General features: G+C 71.2%; 15 protein-coding genes. 7 read left to right on the top strand and 8 right to left on the bottom strand.

What is annotated here, in order from left to right; all coding sequences use genetic code 11:
* Window positions 1–109: 109 nt before the first annotated feature.
* On the bottom strand, window positions 110–1,084 hold the full coding sequence (locus tag ACWFR4_RS18090; protein ID WP_453653229.1) for a WD40 repeat domain-containing protein: 975 nt from the start codon (window positions 1,082–1,084) through the stop codon (window positions 110–112).
* A gap of 70 nt (window positions 1,085–1,154) precedes the next feature.
* Here ACWFR4_RS18090 and ACWFR4_RS18085 point away from each other — a divergent pair, with 70 nt between their 5' ends.
* Together ACWFR4_RS18085 and ACWFR4_RS18080 are read left to right on the top strand one after the other, a co-directional pair.
* The gene (locus ACWFR4_RS18085; protein WP_453455779.1) at window positions 1,155–1,847 is read left to right on the top strand and encodes an SGNH/GDSL hydrolase family protein; all 693 of its coding nucleotides are present in this window, start codon (window positions 1,155–1,157) and stop codon (window positions 1,845–1,847) included.
* 30 nt (window positions 1,848–1,877) lie between these two features.
* Complete coding sequence (locus ACWFR4_RS18080; RefSeq protein WP_453455781.1) at window positions 1,878–2,873, top strand: aldo/keto reductase; 996 nt, start codon at window positions 1,878–1,880, stop codon at window positions 2,871–2,873.
* A 161-nt stretch (window positions 2,874–3,034) separates the two neighbouring features.
* On the opposite strand, the gene thpR is transcribed toward ACWFR4_RS18080, so the two are convergent.
* A complete protein-coding gene (thpR, locus tag ACWFR4_RS18075; RefSeq protein WP_453653227.1) occupies window positions 3,035–3,613 on the bottom strand; it encodes an RNA 2',3'-cyclic phosphodiesterase in 579 nt (192 codons plus the stop codon).
* A 17-nt stretch (window positions 3,614–3,630) separates the two neighbouring features.
* On the opposite strand from thpR, the gene ACWFR4_RS18070 reads away from it, so the two are divergent.
* Window positions 3,631–4,128, top strand: a complete 498-nt coding sequence (locus ACWFR4_RS18070) for a GNAT family N-acetyltransferase (protein WP_453653225.1) — start codon at window positions 3,631–3,633, stop codon at window positions 4,126–4,128.
* Between the two features lie 17 nt (window positions 4,129–4,145).
* Here ACWFR4_RS18070 and ACWFR4_RS18065 read toward each other — a convergent pair whose 3' ends face one another.
* Both ACWFR4_RS18065 and ACWFR4_RS18060 read right to left on the bottom strand, forming a co-directional pair.
* Window positions 4,146–5,489, bottom strand: coding sequence for an MFS transporter (locus ACWFR4_RS18065; RefSeq protein WP_453455789.1), 1,344 nt, complete (start codon window positions 5,487–5,489; stop codon window positions 4,146–4,148).
* Between the two features lie 69 nt (window positions 5,490–5,558).
* A complete protein-coding gene (locus ACWFR4_RS18060) occupies window positions 5,559–5,996 on the bottom strand; it encodes a MarR family winged helix-turn-helix transcriptional regulator (RefSeq protein WP_453455792.1) in 438 nt (145 codons plus the stop codon).
* A gap of 154 nt (window positions 5,997–6,150) precedes the next feature.
* On the opposite strand from ACWFR4_RS18060, the gene ACWFR4_RS18055 reads away from it, so the two are divergent.
* The gene (locus ACWFR4_RS18055; RefSeq protein WP_376539104.1) at window positions 6,151–6,333 is read left to right on the top strand and encodes a ribbon-helix-helix protein, CopG family; all 183 of its coding nucleotides are present in this window, start codon (window positions 6,151–6,153) and stop codon (window positions 6,331–6,333) included.
* A gap of 55 nt (window positions 6,334–6,388) precedes the next feature.
* Here the strand turns inward: ACWFR4_RS18055 and ACWFR4_RS18050 are convergent, their stop codons facing one another.
* On the bottom strand, window positions 6,389–7,834 hold the full coding sequence (locus ACWFR4_RS18050; protein ID WP_453653223.1) for an NCS2 family permease: 1,446 nt from the start codon (window positions 7,832–7,834) through the stop codon (window positions 6,389–6,391).
* A 191-nt stretch (window positions 7,835–8,025) separates the two neighbouring features.
* Here ACWFR4_RS18050 and ACWFR4_RS18045 point away from each other — a divergent pair, with 191 nt between their 5' ends.
* On the top strand, window positions 8,026–8,292 hold the full coding sequence (locus tag ACWFR4_RS18045; protein WP_227295457.1) for a DUF2530 domain-containing protein: 267 nt from the start codon (window positions 8,026–8,028) through the stop codon (window positions 8,290–8,292).
* 122 nt (window positions 8,293–8,414) lie between these two features.
* Entirely contained in the window at window positions 8,415–10,814 is a 2,400-nt protein-coding gene (locus tag ACWFR4_RS18040) for an HAD-IC family P-type ATPase (protein ID WP_453653221.1), read from the top strand.
* A gap of 5 nt (window positions 10,815–10,819) precedes the next feature.
* Here the strand turns inward: ACWFR4_RS18040 and ACWFR4_RS18035 are convergent, their stop codons facing one another.
* From ACWFR4_RS18035 to ACWFR4_RS18025, 3 genes are all read right to left on the bottom strand, one after another.
* On the bottom strand, window positions 10,820–11,749 hold the full coding sequence (locus ACWFR4_RS18035; RefSeq protein ID WP_453653219.1) for a hypothetical protein: 930 nt from the start codon (window positions 11,747–11,749) through the stop codon (window positions 10,820–10,822).
* A gap of 186 nt (window positions 11,750–11,935) precedes the next feature.
* Complete coding sequence (locus ACWFR4_RS18030; protein WP_453653359.1) at window positions 11,936–15,082, bottom strand: sacsin N-terminal ATP-binding-like domain-containing protein; 3,147 nt, start codon at window positions 15,080–15,082, stop codon at window positions 11,936–11,938.
* Window positions 15,083–15,168: 86 nt separating this feature from the next.
* Window positions 15,169–16,092 (bottom strand): DUF3027 domain-containing protein, encoded by a 924-nt coding sequence (locus ACWFR4_RS18025; protein ID WP_453455802.1) that lies wholly within the window; start codon window positions 16,090–16,092, stop codon window positions 15,169–15,171.
* A 334-nt stretch (window positions 16,093–16,426) separates the two neighbouring features.
* On the opposite strand from ACWFR4_RS18025, the gene ACWFR4_RS18020 reads away from it, so the two are divergent.
* Window positions 16,427–17,824, top strand: a complete 1,398-nt coding sequence (locus ACWFR4_RS18020; RefSeq protein ID WP_453653217.1) for an MFS transporter — start codon at window positions 16,427–16,429, stop codon at window positions 17,822–17,824.
* Window positions 17,825–17,902: the final 78 nt, after the last annotated feature.

The following is a 17,902-nucleotide window of genomic DNA, read 5'->3' as shown; positions in this document are numbered from 1 at the left end:
GGCACTTCCGCCGGGCGCCCCATCGGCGTACACCACGAGGTACGGGTCCTCGAGGAGTGGCCTTCGGCGCGTGACGATCGGCGAGTGACAGGCCGGCCGCCCCGGTGCGCTACTTCTTCGGCCGCCTCAGCAGCCGCCCGATCCCGAAGACGGCGATGACCGCGGCGACGAGCCCGACCGCGCTCGCGCTGAGGCCCGTTTCGATGCGCCCGTCGCCCGAATCACCGCTCCTCGAGGGCGACTTCGAGTCGTCGCCGGACACGCCGCCGACCTGCACGGGCTCCACCGAACTGCCGCGGCCCTCGCTCCCGTAGAGCAGCGTCTTCCCGTCGAGGGTGTACGTGACGGACTCGCCCTGCGGCTGCATCGGCACGTTCAACTGCCCCTCACGCTCGGGCCTGCCGTCCTTCCAGGCGTACGAGACCCCGCCGAAGTAGCCGCGCAGGGCGAGGTGCTTGCCGTCGGGCGAGAACGCGCCGTCCGTCACCCACAGGTCGATGCCGGAGACGCGACGGAAGACGTTCGTGCCCGACGCGGACAGGTTCTGGGGGCCCTCGTAGAGGCCGCCGCCGTCCTCGTTCTTCTCTGCGATGTAGACGCGTCCGGTCTTCGGATGGACCATCAGCGCCTCTGCGTTGCGGGGCCCGTCCGCGTACTGCACGGTGAACTGCGTCGCCCGCACGGTCTGGTCGCGCAGTTCCTTCGGCTCCGGCAGCTTGTAGATCCACACGTGGGACCACTTGCCGCCGAGGTTGTCGCCGATGTCGCCGACGTAGAGGTTGTTGTCGGGGCCGATGGAGATGGCCTCGACGTCGCGCGGGGCGCCGACGCCGGTCAGGGTGAGGGTGGCGACGGTTTCGCCGGTCCTGCCGTCGATCGCGTACAGGTACGCGCCGTCGCTGCTGTCGTTGTGGGTCCAGTAGATGCCCGGGTGGATCCGGGACGCGGCGAGGCCGCTGGACTCGGTGATGCGGGGGTCCTTGATGGTGAACCCGTCGCTTCCGGGGTCGTCCGCCACGGCGGGAGCGGTGGCACCGAACGCGAGAACGACGGCGGCTCCGGCCGCACCCAGAAACGAACGCATGCCCCCCAGCTTGCCAGGGCGTGCTCAGCGTCACACACTCCGCCCGTCCGCGATCCGCGATGATGAGCGGATGCTCAGGTTCACATTCGTCGGCGACTCGATGACGATAGGCAGCGCGGGCGAACTCACCTGGCGTTACCGGATGTGGCAGCATCTGCGGGCCGCGTACGGCGACGGCACGTTCGAGATCGCCGGGCCGCGCGAGACGCTCTACGACAAGACGGCGAACGCCGCGGTGTCGCACGACTACGCGGACGCGGACCCCGCTTTCCCGCGCGCCCACCTCTCGGGCTGGGGCGAGGGCTGGCTGCACATGGCGCCCGTCATCGAGGAGGCGGTCGCGCTCGCCCGCACCGACGTCCTGCTCATCTCGCTCGGCCTGATCGATCTCGGCTTCTACACGAACGCGGAGCAGACCGCGCAGAACATGCGCCGCTTCGTCGCCGGGGCCCGCGCCGCGAACCCACGGGTGCGGATGGTCCTGCTGCCGGTCATCCCGAACGTGCGCGCCGAGACGGACGCGCCGTTCGCCGCGGAGGTCGCCCACTTCAACACGCTCCTCGCGAAGGCGGTCGCCGACCTCGACTCGGGCCGCTCTCCCCTGCTCCTCGCGTCGGTGCCGGAGTCGTACGACATCCACGTGGACACGTACGACGGCACGCACCCGAACGCGAGCGGTGAGCGCAAGCTCGCGGACACGTTCGCGCGTGCGATGCGGCAGGCGTGGGGTCCGCTGAACGCCCGGCCCGGGGGCCTTGCCTAGAGTCCACTCCACGCCGTTGGCTGGGGACTCATGAAGTACACGCAGCTCGGACGCACAGGACTCAAGGTCAGCCGGCTCGTTCTCGGCACGATGAACTTCGGTCCGCAGACCGACGAGGCCGACAGCCACGCGATCATGGACACGGCGCTGGCCTCGGGGATCAACTACTTCGACACCGCCAACGTCTACGGCTGGGGCGAGAACAAGGGCCGTACCGAGGAGATCATCGGCAGCTGGTTCGCCCAGGGCGGCGACCGACGGGACAAGACGGTCCTGGCCACGAAGGTCTACGGCAACATGGCCGGTGCGGGCACCGATTCGCCCTGGCCCAACCACGACAAGCTCTCCGCGGTCAACATCCGCCGCGCCGTCGAGGCCAGCCTCAAGCGGCTGGGGACGGACTACATCGACATCTACCAGTTCCACCACGTCGACCGCGAGACCCCCTTCGAGGAGATCTGGCAGGCCGTCGACGTCCTGATCCAGCAGGGCAAGATCCTGTACGCCGGATCGTCCAACTTCCCCGGCTACAAGATCGCCCAGGCCAACGAGAAGGCGGCCGCGCGCGGCAGGCTCGGTCTCGTCAGCGAGCAGTGCCTCTACAACCTCGCGGAGCGCCGCGCCGAGATGGAGGTCATCCCGGCCGCGCAGGAGTACGGCCTCGGGGTCATCCCTTGGTCGCCGCTGCACGGCGGTCTGCTGGGCGGGGTCATCAAGAAGGAGGTCGAGGGCGGGCGTCGCGCGAGCGGCCGGGCCGCGGACGCGCTCGCGAACCCGGAGACGCGCGCCCAGCTCCAGGCCTACGAGGACCTGCTCGACAAGCACGGTCTCGCACCTGGCGAGGCGGCGCTGGCCTGGCTGCTGACCCGTCCCGGCGTCACCGGGCCCATCGTCGGCCCGCGTACCTCGGAGCAGCTCGACTCGGCGCTGCGCGCGGTCGAGCTGGAACTGAGCGAGGAGGTCCTCACGGGCCTGGACGAGATCTTCCCGGGCCCGGGGCCTTCACCGGAGGCGTTCGCCTGGTAGAGCCGGGGCCTCGCGAGGCCTGGTAGCAGTGCGGCTGCGCCGACGGCGCGGCGCGGCCGCGGTCACTTTCCGACCGCGGCCGCCACTGCGACGACGGCGAACATCAGTACCAGCACAACGGCCATGATCCGGTTACGGCTCTTCGGGTCCACGCTTCGAGATTAACCCGTGGCCGAAAGAGGCCAGCCGCCGACCTTCTCGTAGCGGGGCCGCTCGCCGCGCACCCCGGACGTCGGCAGCCGACTGCGGACGAGTGCCAGCTCGCAGACCGTCCACTGTTCGCCGGTGAAGGTGTCGAGGGCGGCCGCGTACGGCGTGAGGTGGACGGCGCCGGAGCCGCGGGCCAGCGTGAGGTGCGGCCGGTAGTGGCGGTGGTCCTCCGTGTCGAGGCCGGCCTTGCGGGCCGCGGCCCCGGCCCGCTCGGCGAGCCGCCGCAGCGCCGCCACGTCACCGGCCGCGCCCACCCACAGGGCCCGGTCCCCGAAGTGCCCGCCGCCGCGCAGGGCGAGCGGGAAGGGCGCGGTGCGGGCCGCCGCCCGTTCCAGGCGCCGCGACAGCTCGGGCACGGTCTCGTCGGGCACCTCGCCGTAGAAGGCCAGCGTGAAGTGCCAGCCGGGGCGGCCGGCCCACCTCAGGTCCTCGGCCCCTTCGAGGCCGCGGGCCCCCTTCAACTGGCCGACGGCGCGTCCCAGTTCGGCCAGCGCCTCGTCCGGCGGCAGCACTGCTGCGAAAAGTCTCACCGGGCTAGTGTCCACGTATGGAGATCAGAAAGGGCAGCACAGCGGATATCCCGGCGATAGTCGGCCTGTTCGACGGGGCCATGGAGTGGCTGGTGTCACAGCGGCGCACGGGTCAGTGGGGCGAGAGGCCTTGGTCGGAACGTCCGCGGGCCGTGGCGATGGTCGAGGAGTACGTGGCCAAGGGCGTGCCGTGGATCGCGGAGATCGACGGCACCCCGGTCGGCACGCTCACGCTCTCCGAGGGACCCGGCTCGTACGTGGAGCCGGCCGGTGAACCCGAGCGCTACGTCCATCTGCTCGCGGCCCGGCACGGCAGCGGGGCCGGCGCCGCGCTGCTCGCCCACGCCGTACAGGAGACGCGCAGGGCGGGCATCCCGCTCCTGCGCGTCGACTGCTACGCGGGCGATGACGGCAAGCTCGTCGCGTTCTACGAGGCGAACGGCTTCGTCCGCACCGAGGCGTTCATCGGGCCCGACGGCGTCTGGCCGGGCCAGGTCCTGGCCCGGCGCGTCTGACGGTCAGGCCCCTCGGCTCACGCCGCCGTGGCCAGCTGCTCGCGCGGTACGAACTGCACGTGCTGCTGTCCGCGGCGCAGGTCGAACTTGAGCCGCAGGTTCGCGGCGCGGGCCAGCATCAGTGCGACGCCGACCGCGGCCGTGGCGCACACGAGGCCGCCGAGGGCGAAGCTGATCCGGACCCCGTACTGGTCGGCTATCCAGCCGAACAGGGGCCCTCCGAGCGGCGTACCGCCCGTGAACACCATCATGAACAGGGACATGACGCGGCCCCTCATCTCGGGGTCGGTGGCCATCTGGACGGACGAGTTCGCGGTCACGTTGACCGTGAGGCCGAGGATGCCGAGCAGCACGATCAGCGGCGCGAAGACCCAGACGTCGGGCGCGAACGCGGCCACGACCTCCAGGACACCGAAGCCGACCGCGGCTCCCGCGAGGACGCGCAGCCGGGTCGAGCGGCGCCGCGCGGCGAGCAGCGCACCGGCCAGCGAACCGAGGGCCATGAGCGTGTTGAACACGCCGTACATGCCGACCCCGCCGTGGAAGACGTCGTCGGCGTAGGCGCTCAGCCAGATCGGGAAGTTGAAGCCGAAGGTGCCGACGAAGCCGACGAGGACGATCGGCCAGATCAGCTCGGGGTGCTTGGAGACGTAGTCGAGGCCCTCGCGCAGCTGGCCCTTGCCGCGCGGGGCGCGCGGGGTGTGGTGCAGCTCGCGGGTGCGCATCAGGCAGAGGCTGGTGAGCGGGGCGAGGAAGGAGAGTCCGTTGGCCAGGAACGCCCAGCCCGGACCGACGGCAGCGGTGAGTCCACTCGCGACCGCGGGACCGATCAGGCGTGCCGACTGGAAGTTCGCCGAGTTCAGGCTGACCGCGTTGCGGACCTGGTCGGGGCCGACCATCTCGGAGACGAAGGACTGGCGGGTCGGGTTGTCGACGACGGTGACGAGGCCGGTGAAGAAGGCCGCGAGGTAGACGTGCCAGACCTGGACGTTCCCGGTGAGGGTGAGCGCGGCGAGGAAGAGCCCGGACAGGCTCATGGCGCCCTGGGTGACGAACAGGAGGTTCCGCTTGGCGAAGCGGTCGGCTATGACGCCGCCGTAGAGGCCGAACAGGAGCATCGGCAGGAACTGCATGGCGGTGGTGATACCGACGGCCGCCGAGGAGCCGGTGATGCTGAGCACCAGCCAGTCCTGGGTGATGCGGGCCATCCAGGTGCCGGTGTTGGAAACGACGGCCCCGGTCGCGAAGAGCCGGTAGTTACGGATCTTCAGCGAGCTGAACATCGAGCTCTTGCGGGGGCGGTCGGTCTTGTCGAGGGCGGTTGGTGCGGGGGCGGAGTCTGCTCCGGGTCCCGTACTCAATGCGGGTTCGCCTCCTTGGCGGCCGTGAACGGCAGGTCGACGACGCCCCGAAGGGCATGGCACAGGGGCTTACAGGTGGGCGAGCTTCTCCAGGACGGGGGCGGCGGCGCGGATCTTGGCCCACTCGTCCTCGTCCAGGTTCTCCACGAGCGAGGCCAGCCACGCGTTGCGCTTGCGGCGGCTCTCTTCGAGCATGGCCTCGGCCTGCTCGGTGGAGGTGACGACCTTCTGTCGCCGGTCCTCGGGATGCGGCTCCAGCCGGACGAGCCCCTTGGCCTCGAGCAGCGCGACGATGCGGGTCATCGACGGCGGCTGCACGTGCTCCTTGCGGGCGAGTTCGCCCGGAGTCGCGCTGCCGCAGCGGGCGAGGGTGCCGAGCACCGACATTTCTGTGGGGCTCAGCGACTCGTCGACCCGCTGGTGCTTGAGTCGGCGCGACAGGCGCATCACCGCTGAGCGCAAGGCGTTCACTGCGGCTGCGTCGTCGCCCTGGGAGAGGTCCGGCATGTCCTTAGCTTAACTCATTACTCTTTCTAAAGACCACTCGGATTCCCTTGACTCCGCCCACTGAATCCTTCGAGACCCCCTCCGTCACCCATATGAGTGACGTGGCCACGAAAAGTGACACACGGGCGGACAGAGGGCCGCGACCCTGTTGCGCATGGGATCGACAGTGCTCAGCCTGCGGATAGACGGTGAGCTGCTCGAGCGGCTCAAGACCCACGCCGCCAAAAGAGGAATGAGCGTCCAGGACTATGTGGTCCGGACGCTCATTCGAGACGACTTCGACGAACGTTTCGCGACGTCCGTCGAGAAGACAGAGGCTTTCTACGGGGCCGCGTGAGACCTGCGGGCCGCCAGGAGCCGGGTGCGCGGTTTCCCGCGCCCCTTCAGGGCGCTCAGGTCAGACCCAGCGCCGGCATCAGGTAGTAGAAGGCGAAGACCCCCGCGACGATGTACATCGCGACCGGCACCGAACGGGCGCGGCCCGCAGCGACCCGCAGCACGGTGAAGCTGATGAAGCCCATCCCGATGCCGTTGGTGATCGAGTACGTGAACGGCATCATCAGCATCGTCACGAAGGCCGGGATGGCGATCGTGTAGTCGCTCCAGTCGATGGCCCCGATCGACCCCGACAGGATCAGGAAGCCCACCGCGAGCAGCGCGGGCGTGGCGGCCTGGGACGGGACCATCGTGGCGATCGGCGTGAGGAACAGCGCGACGGCGAAGAGACCGCCGGTGATCACGTTGGCGAAACCGGTGCGGGCGCCCTCGCCGACACCGGCGGTGGACTCCACGAAGCAGGTGGTGGCCGACGAGGACGAGGCGCCACCCGCGGCGACGGCGATGCCGTCGATGAAGAGGACCTTGTTCATGCCGGGCATCTGACCGTCCTTGTCGGTCAGCTTGGCCTCGTCGCTGACGCCCATGATCGTGCCCATCGCGTCGAAGAAGCACGACAGCAGCACGGTGAAGACGAAGAGGATGCCGGTCAGCAGGCCGACCTTGTCGAAGCCGCCGAACAGGCTGACCTGGCCGACCAGACCGAAGTCCGGCATCTCGACCGGATTGCCGGGCCACTTGGGCGTCGTCAGGCCCCAGCTCGGGACGTTGGCGACCGCGTCGATGAACACCGCGACGAGCGTCATGACGACGATGGAGATCAGGATGGCGCCCGGCACCTTGCGCACGATCAGCGCGAGGGTGAGCAGCACGCCGAGCACGAAGACGAGGACGGGCCAGCCGTTGAGGTGACCGTCGCTGCCGAGCTGGAGCGGCACCGTGGTGTGCGCGGCGTCCGGGATGCGCGAGACGAAGCCCGAGTCGACCAGGCCGATCAGCATGATGAACAGGCCGATACCGATCGCGATGCCCTTGCGCAGGCCGAGCGGCACGGCGTTCATGACGCGCTCGCGCAGACCGGTCGCCACCAGGAGCATCACGACGAAGCCCGCGAGGACGACCATGCCCATCGCGTCGGGCCACGACATACGGGGCGCGAGCTGGAGGGCGACGACCGTGTTCACGCCGAGGCCGGCGGCGAGCGCGATCGGGACGTTGCCGATGACACCCATGAGCAGGGTCGTGAAGGCGGCGGTGAGCGCGGTCGCGGTGACCAGCTGGCCGTTGTCGAGCTGGTGCCCGTACATGTCCTTCGCGCTGCCGAGAATGATCGGGTTCAGCACGATGATGTAGGCCATCGCGAAGAAGGTGGCGAAGCCGCCACGGATCTCCCGGCTGACCGACGAGCCCCGCTCGGAGATCTTGAAGAAGCGGTCGAGGCCGCTCTTGGGGGCCGTCGGCGGTTCGATGACATCGACCGGGGCGGGGGCCGAGCTGGACATGAATGACCTCTGGATCGGTGTGCTGGCGGGGGCGCCGTTTGGCGTTTTCTACGAACAGAAGTGGCCAGACTCAGGCCGTTTCAGTATGAACATATGAGCAAGAATTCGCTATCTCCGCGCGTAGACCCTTGACCCATAAGGGTTCCGGGGTGACTGAAGACGTCGTTTCGTGCTCCTCGTAAGCTGTGCCCATGGAGAAGTGGACCCCCAAGCACGAGGCACCCGAGCCCCTTGAAGGGCCCGTGGTCGCCACCATCACGGGCGGCACGATCCTGTGGTTCGTCCTCTTCCTGGTGCAGCTGCCGTTCTACGGCTGGTTCGACGACCACGGCCACACCTGGTGGGTGTGGACCTGCCTGGCCGGCGCCGGACTCGGACTCATCGGCATCTGGTACGTACGGGGGCGCGACGCGGCGCTCAAGCGCGCCGCCGCCGAAGCGGGCCCGGCACCCGAGTAGCGGCCGGCGCGCCGCCCGCGTACAACCACGGGACCGGCCCTCGCCCCTCCACGTCCTCCCCGGGTCGGATCTTTGGCGCACCCGAGGGGTGAAGCCGCAAATCCGCCCGTACTGTCGTTTGCATGACGCACATCGACGCGGGCGCCGAGCTGGACCCGGTCCACCCGGTGCCGATCCCCCAGCGGGCGAGGGGGCTCACCACCGGCGAGGTGGCCGAGCGCGTCGCGCGCGGCGAGGTCAACGACATACCGGTCCGCAGCTCCCGCTCCACCACCGAGATCATCCGCGCGAACGTCTTCACACGGTTCAACGCGATCATCGGCGTCCTCTGGGTGGTCATGCTGTTCGTCGCGCCGTTCCAGGACAGCCTCTTCGGCTACGTCATCCTCGCGAACACCGGCATCGGCATCATCCAGGAGCTGCGCGCCAAGAAGACCCTCGACTCACTCGCCGTCATCGGCGAGGCGAAACCGACGGTCCGGCGCGACGGACAGGCCACCGAGATCTCCACCTCCGCCATCGTCCTCGGCGATCTGATCGAGATCGGGCCGGGCGACAAGATCGTCGTGGACGGCGTGTGCGCCGAGGCCGACGGGCTCGAGATCGACGAGTCCCTGCTCACCGGCGAGGCCGACCCCGTCGTCAAGCACCACGGCGACCAGGTCATGTCCGGCAGCTTCGTCGTCGCCGGCGGCGGCGCGTTCACCGCCACGAAGGTCGGCCGCGAGGCCTACGCCGCGCAGCTCGCCGAGGAGGCCAGCCGCTTCACCCTCGTCCATTCCGAGCTGCGCACCGGCATCTCCACCATCCTCAAGTACGTCACCTGGATGATGATCCCGACCGCGATCGGCCTCGTCATCAGCCAGCTCGTGGTCAAGGAGAACGACTTCAAGGACTCCGTCGCGCGGACCGTCGGCGGCATCGTGCCGATGGTCCCCGAGGGGCTCGTCCTGCTCACCTCCGTCGCCTTCGCGATCGGCGTGATCCGCCTCGGCCGCAAGCAGTGCCTCGTCCAGGAACTCCCCGCCATCGAGGGCCTCGCCCGCGTCGACACCGTCTGCCTCGACAAGACGGGAACCCTCACCGAGGGCGGCATGGACGTCACCGAGCTGCGTCCGCTCGGCGGCGCCGACGAGGGCTACGTACGCAAGGTCCTCGGCGCGCTCGGCGAGTCCGACCCGCGGCCCAACGCCTCGCTCCAGGCGATCATCGACGCCTACCCCGACAGCGAGGAGTGGCGCTGCACCGAGTCGCTGCCCTTCTCCTCCGCCCGCAAGTACAGCGGCGCCGCGTTCAGCGAGGGCGACGGCACCACCAGCGCGTGGCTGCTCGGCGCGCCCGACGTTCTCCTGCCGGCCGGGCACCCGGTGCTCGCCGAGACCGAAGAGCTCAACCACCGGGGCCTGCGCGTCCTGCTGCTCGCCCGCGCCCGCGGCGACCTCGACGACCGGGCGGTCAAGAAGGGTGCCGAGGCCGTCGCCCTGGTCGCCATGGAGCAGCGGCTGCGGCCCGACGCGGCGGACACGCTGCGGTACTTCGCCGACCAGGGCGTCCACGCGAAGGTCATCTCCGGGGACAACGCGGTGTCGGTGGGCGCCGTCGCCGGGAAGCTGGGCCTCACGGGCGCGCAGGACACGGTCGACGCCCGCACGCTCCCCGCCGACCAGGCCGGGATGGCCAAGGCCCTCGACGAGAACACCGTGTTCGGCCGCGTCACCCCGCAGCAGAAGCGCGACATGGTCGGCGCGCTCCAGTCCCACGGGCACACGGTCGCGATGACGGGCGACGGCGTGAACGACGTGCTCGCCCTCAAGGACGCCGACATCGGCGTCTCCATGGGCTCTGGCTCGGAGGCGACCCGCGCCGTCGCGCAGATCGTGCTCCTCAACAACAGCTTCTCCACGCTGCCGTCGGTCGTCGCCGAGGGCCGCCGCGTCATCGGGAACATCACGCGCGTCGCGTCCCTGTTCCTGGTCAAGACGGTCTACTCGGTGCTGCTCGCCGTACTCGTGGTCTGCTTCCAGATCGAGTACCCGTTCCTGCCGCGGCATCTGACGCTGCTGTCGACGCTGACGATCGGCATCCCCGCGTTCTTCCTGGCGCTCGCGCCCAACAAGGAGCGGGCCAAACCGCAGTTCGTGAAGCGCGTGATGCGGTACGCGATCCCGGGTGGCGTCGTCGCCGGGACCGCCACCTTCGTGACGTACATGATCGCCCGGCACTACTACACGGGCTCCGCCGCGCTCGACGCCGAGACGAGTTCGGCGACGCTGACGCTGTTCCTCGTCTCGATGTGGGTCCTCGCCATCATCGCGCGGCCCTACACGTGGTGGCGGGTGTGCCTGGTGGCCGCGATGGGCGCGGCGTTCCTGCTCGTCCTCGTGGTGCCGTGGCTCCAGGACTTCTTCGCGCTGAAGCTGGTGGGCGCGTCGATGCCGTGGACGGCGGTCGGCATCGCGGCGGTGGCGGCGGTCGCCCTGGAATTCCTGTGGCGCTGGGTCGACCGCCGCTTTCCCGTCTAGGACTTCTACTGCACGTCGACGAAGTCACCCGTGGCCTTGACGGCCGGGGTGGTGGAGGTGCCGAGGAAGTTGTAGCGCCAGTAGCCGTCGTACGTGGCCGTGGACGTGGTCTTCAGCGAGCCGGTCGAGGACGACGTGACCGACTTCAGGTACGTCGTCGGGTACGTCGAGGAGCTCGTCTTGCGGAACTGCAGCTTCACCGACTGGCTGGTGTAGCCGGCGTACTTGTGGGTGTCCCAGTTCGCGCGGGTCAGGGCACCCGTGATGGTGAGCGTGCCGCCCTTCTTCACGGGCTCGGGGGACGCGTTGACGGTGAGCTTGGAGTAGCGCTGCAGGGCGTTCGACGACACGGCGTCCTGGTACGCGGTGCCGATCTTGCTCGGGTCGCTGGGGCTGTCCGGGTCCTGGCCGTTGTACGCAACGGCGAACGCCTCGCCGGTCCATTTGGCTCCGGCGTCGACGTTGGTCAGCCCCTCCTGCGGGTTGATGTCGATGCTGCCCTTGCAGTTCGCGACAGTCGACGAGGCGGCCGTGCAGGTCGCCGGGGCGTCTCCGAACAGGGCGTTCCCCCCGTCGGTGCGGTAGAGGTCGACGCCCGGGACGAAGTCGTCGGCCGTCGGGTCCACGTCCGAGCCGTGGGTGAAGGTGAAGCTGTACGAGACGTGCACCGTGTTGGTGGTGCCGACAACGATGGCGGACTTACCGCTGTTCACCTTGATGTTCGAGAAGGTGGCGTCCATCACGTATGGGTCGCCGGCCTCGGTGGCGGTCAGCGAACGGGCCTGCGGAGCCGAGTGCCCCGCAGCCTTCTGGGCGACCTGGTGAGCCTGCGCCAGGCTCGGCTGGTCGGTGGCCTGCGCGGCCGGCACGGCGAAAGCGGCCAGGGCGAGAGAGCCGGTCACCGTCGCGGCGGCCATGGTGGCACGTATGCGCATGTGTTCCCCAAGTTGGAGAAGGGGTCCCGCGGTGCTGATGCCGTCACGCGGGACCCAAGTGATCTAGGAGCCTGTTGGCTCGCAAGATCAGACATGCGACTGGAGTGACTGGTTGTACGGGCGGTGAACTCTTGTGATCACCTTTACCTTTGCCCGTCCGCACTCGCCCGTGCCCCTGAAGCGCACTCAGTCGAACCAGCGGTCCCGGGCCAACTCCGTTGTGCGGGTCGGGTCCTCCAGCAGGGCCGCGACCTCGAAGCGGCGCGGCCACTGGCCCGCCGCCCATGCCAGGCCCGCCGCCACGCCCTCCAGGGTCGAGGCGTGGACCGTGCCGTCGGACGTGCGCCGCCAGTCGACCTCCGCCCCGGCGACGGACAGCTCCTCGTGCTCGACGTACGTCTGCGGGGTCGCCGGTCCGAGCAGGGTCCGTACGGACTCCGGCACCGGATGTTCGGCGCCCTCCTGTGTGACCTCGGCGTCCGCGGTCGCGCTCAGCCGTCGCACCTGGAACAGGTCCGCCAGGTCCGCGGCCCGCCCCGGACTCACCGGCAGCAGGGCCAGCCCCGCGGTCAGGGGCAGCAGATCGGGCGCGTCCGCGACGACGGCGTCGGCCGCGTCCACGACCCTGACCTCACCGTCCACCACGGCCCGCAGCTCGTCGGGCAGGGTCACCTGCTCCGGGTCGAGATCGGCCAGCGCCCCGTACAGGGCGTGGAGTTGGGCCGCGCCGACCTCGCGGTCCGGGTCGGCGAGCCGGTCGAGGAGCTCGGCCGCGCCGCCGGGCTCGTCGAGGAGCGCGGCGACCGACGTGCGCACGCCGAGCGCGCGCAGCACCTGCTCGTCCTCGAACCCGGTCGCGTCCGCCGGATCGTAGAGCCCGGCGAGCAGCGGGTCGCCGCCCGCCGAGCGCAGGCCGGCCGGCCTGCGGCCGTCGAGGACGGGGTGGTCGCGCAGCCACCAGGCCGTGTACGGGCGGACGATCTCGTGCGTGCCGTCGGGCAGCAGGACCCGTACGGGCTGGGTGAGGGCGTCGCGCAGCGGCGGGCGGGAGAGCAGGGCGAGGGCCTGGGGCCAGCGGTCGTCGTCGACGAGGTCCAGGTCGCGTACGGCGACGAGTTCGGTGGCGACGGGCGGCACGGGGGTGTCGGGCAGCCGGTCGAGTACGTCCTCGCACCACACGTCGACCGCGTCGAGCAGGCCCGCGTCGTCCGGCTCCGCGAAGTCGCTGTCGCGCGGGTCGAGTTCGTCCGGGTCGAGGACCACGTCGGCGGCGCGGACCAGGGCGAACCCGGCGAGGACGCCGCACGCGGCGAGGGGCTGCTCTCCCCACCGCTCGGCGAGGTCACCGTCCACCATGGCGAGTTCGCCCTCGCGGACGACCTGCGCGAACGGGCTGCCGGGCAGCAGGAGTTCACCGGCGGGCGCCAGCTCACCCTCGTCGTCGGGCAGCGCGAGCGCGCCCAGCCACGGCTCGTCCCCGGGCTCCAGGTTCGCGTCCCGTACGAGGGTGAGGACCAGCTCGGCCAGCTCGTCCACGCCGACCGGGCCGTCGTCGTCGAGGGACCAGGCGTCGTCGTCGAGCGAACCGGCGACGGCCGCCCGCACCTGAGGCGTCGTCAGGACGGCGCGGGGCGTCGCGGGCAGCGCGCCCAGCTTTTCGAGCAGCGGGTGCGCGGCGTCCACGTGGGCGACCTTGAGGCCGAGCCGGGCGAGCGTCTCACCCGGTGTCGCGTCCGGCATGGGCAGCAGCACCTGCCGCGGCCCGATCGTCGTACGCCCACCCGCCAGCGGCACCGGGAGCCCGGTGAGCCGGTCCGGGTCGACGCCCGCGAGGCTGTCGTAAAGGCGCCGCCACCAGCCCGGCTCCTTCTCCAGACCGGCGAGCCGGTCGATGGCCTCCGTCAGCGGGACCCGGGCGACCTCCAGGGTCCGCAGCTCGACGCGGCGTTCGAGCCCGGCGGGCAGCAGGCTCGGCAGTACCTCGGCGAGGACCTGCACGGTCTCGGCGCCGGCGCCCTCGACGACCTCGGCCTCGCGCGGCCGCAGCGTCTCGGGCAGTCCGTCGGCGTCGTCCTTCGTGCGTGGCAGCGCGGGCGGCAGGAACGCGGTGCGCGGCAGCCGGGCCAGGATCGCCCCGCGCAGGCTGCCGTCCAGCTCGCCCCGGCCGAGCGGGCCCGGCACCAGGCCGAGGACGGCGGTGCTCACCGGGCGCCATCCGGCGAGGAGTTCGGCGTATGCGTCGGCGGCGCGCTCCACCAGGAAGTCGGTGAGCGGCCCGGGGGCGGCGTGCCGCCGGGTCGTGTCGAGGGGGAACGAGGCGATGAGCAGCGCGGGCACGCCGAGCGGCTCGTCGCTGGGGGTCGGCGCGTGGAGCACGGGCGCGCTGCGGGGCGGCTCGGGGGCTCCGTCCGTGTCCACCGGCACGGCCCAGGTCACGGACCAGTGCGGGCGGAGGCGCTCTTCGAGGGGCCGGTCGGCGAGGAGTGCGGCTTCGAGCGGGCCGTTGCGGACGAGGACACGCCAGCGGGTCGTGACGCTCTCGCGCCCGCCGGACGCGGCGTCCTCGCGCTCGTCGTCCACCGCCACGTACGGCCCGTCGGTCCTGCGGCGCAGGATGCGCGTCCCCGACGCGGTCTCCACGACGACCTCGTCGAGACCGGGCAGGGCGAGGAGGAGCGTGTCGTCGATGGCGTCGATGAGCCGCGCCGCGAGCGCCTCCGCCGCGGCGTCGCGCAGCGGCAGGATCACGACGGTCTCGTACGGGTCCGGGGCCGAGCCCTCCGCGGCGAACGGGAGCCTGAGCAGCGGCACATGGCCGTCCCGGCGGCGCAGTTCGTCGCCGAGGCCGGGGCTGTGCCGCGCCGTGTCGGCGGCGAGGCCGCGCGCCTCGGCGAGCGACCAGCGCACCCCGCCCGTGCGGCCGACGACCGCGGGCTCGTCGGTCACGGCGAGGACGGCGGCGAACCCGACGCCGAACCGGCCCACCGCACCGTCGCCCTGCTCGCGCTTGGCGGAGGCCCGCAGCGTGGACAGCGACTCGACACCGGCGGCGTCCAGCGGCGCGCCGGTGTTCGCGGCGACGAGCACGCCGTCGCGCAGGGTCAGGGAAAAACGGCCGGGGACACCTGCGCGGGCGGCCGCGTCGGCGGCGTTCTGGGCGAGCTCGACGACGAGACGGTCGCGGTAGCCGCCGAGAGCGAGGTCCTCCTCGGCGTTGGCGTCCTCACGGAAGCGGGCCGGGCTGCCGGCCCAGGCGTCGAGAACCCCACGCCGCAGACGGGCCGTCCCGAACGGGTCCATCCCCTCGGCTGCCGGGCGCACGATCTTGCTCACGCTCACGGTGTGGTCTCCCTCTGTTCACCCAGGCCAACCCTGGCGACGCAGACGCTACCGCGCGGGCGTGAGGAGAGCTGCGAGGGCTACGAGTGCCCCAGGTCCTCCGTACCGTCCGGGACCGTCGGGACCGAGCCCGAGTCCGCCGCCGGGCGCAGCGGGAAGGGGTCCACGCGCGTCTCGTCGATCACGTGGGGAGCCGGCCGGGGAGGCTTCGGCATGACGGCCGCCTCGGAGTGCCCCCCGCAGCCGTACGCGAGGGAGACGACCCGGCCGTCCGCCGGGGAGAACTCGTTGGCGCAGACGCCGAAGGCCTGGCCGAGCGAGCCGCCGATCCGGGCCAGGAATCCGCAGGACACGCAGGTGGCGGGGGCCGCCTGCGCCATCTGGGTCTTCGCCCCGAACGCCTCGTCCCAGCGGTCGGCCGCGACATGGAGGCCGTACCGGGACAGAACCCGGGCGCGCCGCATGCCGAGCTCCTCGGCGACCGACGCGATGGAGCCGCGCTCGGGCACGACGGGCAGTTCCGCGGGCGGTCCCACCGTCAGCTCGGCGTCCTCCGCCTCGGCGAGTTCGGCCATCTCCTCGGACACCGCGGAGTTCGGCGGCGGGGCGTCCTCACCCGAATAGCCGGGCTCGAGCCGAAGATCCTCGGCGTCGGTCGGCAGCAGGTCTCCAGGGCCCATGTCGCCGGGCCGCAGCCGCTCGCTCCACGGCACCCACTCAGGGGCAAGGAGCGCGTCGGGGCCGGGCAGCAGAACCGTCTCGTCGAGCGTGACGACCTTGGCGCGGGAGGCCCGCGCGACCGTCACGGCCCACCGCCAGCCGCGGTAGCCGAACTCATTGCACTCGAAGAGATGCGTGACGACCCGGTCGCCCTCGACGACCACGTCGACGTGCTCGCCCACGACTCCTGGCGCGGCGGCCTCCTCGGCCGCGGTCCGCGCGAGGCCTACCGCCTCGGCGCACAGACGGTCAGGGGTGCGGCTTCGCGTTGTCGCTGCGCTCACAGGTATCGCTTCTCTCCTACGCCGTCTCACGAGTGCGCCACCCTTGCGCGGGGGTACGGACGGAGCGGACCGGGGGGCCGCGTCGACGTCCGCGCCCGAACGTGCTCGGGCGCACCTACGTCACCCATTCTGCGGGATGACCGAGAGGCGCGCGGCCGAGCACAGCTGCCGCAGGCGCGTTACGCACGCTACCTTCTCCCGGCCCGTGCGCCCACACCGACGTACAAGTAGCTGTGTCCTGCACCACGCGACGGAGCGGTTCCGGAGGGCCGTACCGGCGACCCACTCCGCCGATATCGGCACTAGTCACCACCTCCGGGGGCACTATGGCTGAGTGACTTCCGCAAGGTCGTCGTCGCGCGCAGCAGGCGGATCGGGCCCGGTACGCAGGGCGGTCCGCGGGCTCGGGCGCGCCCTGCACCTGCCGTTCACCGGCACGGCGCGCGGAATCCGCAAAGCGACCCACGCGCACGGCGCGGGCGAGTCGGGTCTCGGAAAACTGATCGAACTGCACGCGGTGAACGGCGCCGGCGACGTCATGATCACCATCGCGCTCGCGTCCACGGTGTTCTTCTCGGTGCCGACGGACGAGGCGCGCGGGCGCGTCGCCCTGTACCTCGGCATCACGATGGCGCCCTTCACCCTCCTCGCGCCCGTCGTCGGGCCGCTCCTGGACCGGCTGCCGCACGGGCGGCGCGCCGCGATGGCCGCTTCGATGCTGGCGCGGGCGCTGCTCGCGATCGTCCTGTCCGGGGCGGTGATCAGCGGCGGCGTGCAGCTGTACCCGGCGGCACTGGGCGTCCTGGTGGCGTCCAAGGCGTACGGCGTGGTCCGCAGCGCCGTCGTGCCGCGCCTGCTGCCACCCCGCTTCTCCCTGGTCAAGGCCAATTCGCGGGTGACGCTGGGCGGGCTCCTCGCCACCGGTGTGGCCGCGCCGGTCGGCGCGGGGCTCCAGATGCTCGGGCCGCGCTGGCCCCTCTACGGCGCGTTCGTGATCTTCATTTCGGGGATGGTCCTGTCCTTCCAGCTGCCGCACAAGGTGGACTCCGCGAAGGGCGAGGGGAAGGCGCTCCTCGCGGCCGACGAGCAGCATCTGCACGGCCCGCACAAGGAGACGACGAAGCAGAAGCGCCCCGGTCTGCGCACGGTCGGCCCGGCCGTGACGCACGCGCTGTTCGTCAACGCCTCGCAGCGCTGCCTCTCCGGCTTCCTGATCTTCTTCCTGGCGTTCCTGCTGCGCGAGCACCCCATGCCGGGGCAGAGCGCCGCCGTGTCGCTCAGCATCGTCGGCATCTCGGCGGGCGCGGGCAACGCGCTGGGCACGGCCGTCGGGGCGTGGCTCAAATCGCGGGCGCCTGAGATCATCATCGTGACGGTGGTGGCGGCGGTCCTGGGCGTGGCGATCACGGCCACGCTGTTCTTCAGTGCTGCCCTCACGGCGTGCCTGGCGGCCGTCGCCGGGTTCGCGCAGGCCCTCTCCAAGCTGTCCCTGGACGCCCTGATCCAGCGCGACGTCCCGGAAGAGGTCCGCAACTCCGCGTTCGCCCGCTCCGAGACCCTCCTCCAGATGGCGTGGGTCCTCGGCGGCGCCATCGGCATCGCACTGCCCCTGAACGGAGCACTGGGCCTCGGCGTCGCCGCGGCGATCGTCGGAACGGGCTGGCTGACGACCGTACGGGGCCTGCTGGCCGCCGCGCGCCACGGTGGCCAGGCACGCAGCCGCGTGGCGTGAGGGACGGCCGGGAGAGCTGGAGATCCACCTCGGATGGCGTGAGCATGCGGCACGCCGTACCCGCATGGCGAGTGTGTG

The organism is Streptomyces sp. NPDC055140, from assembly GCF_053607285.1.
The sequence above is the reverse complement of the archived record's forward strand: the minus strand, read 5'-3'. Positions and strand labels throughout refer to the sequence as shown.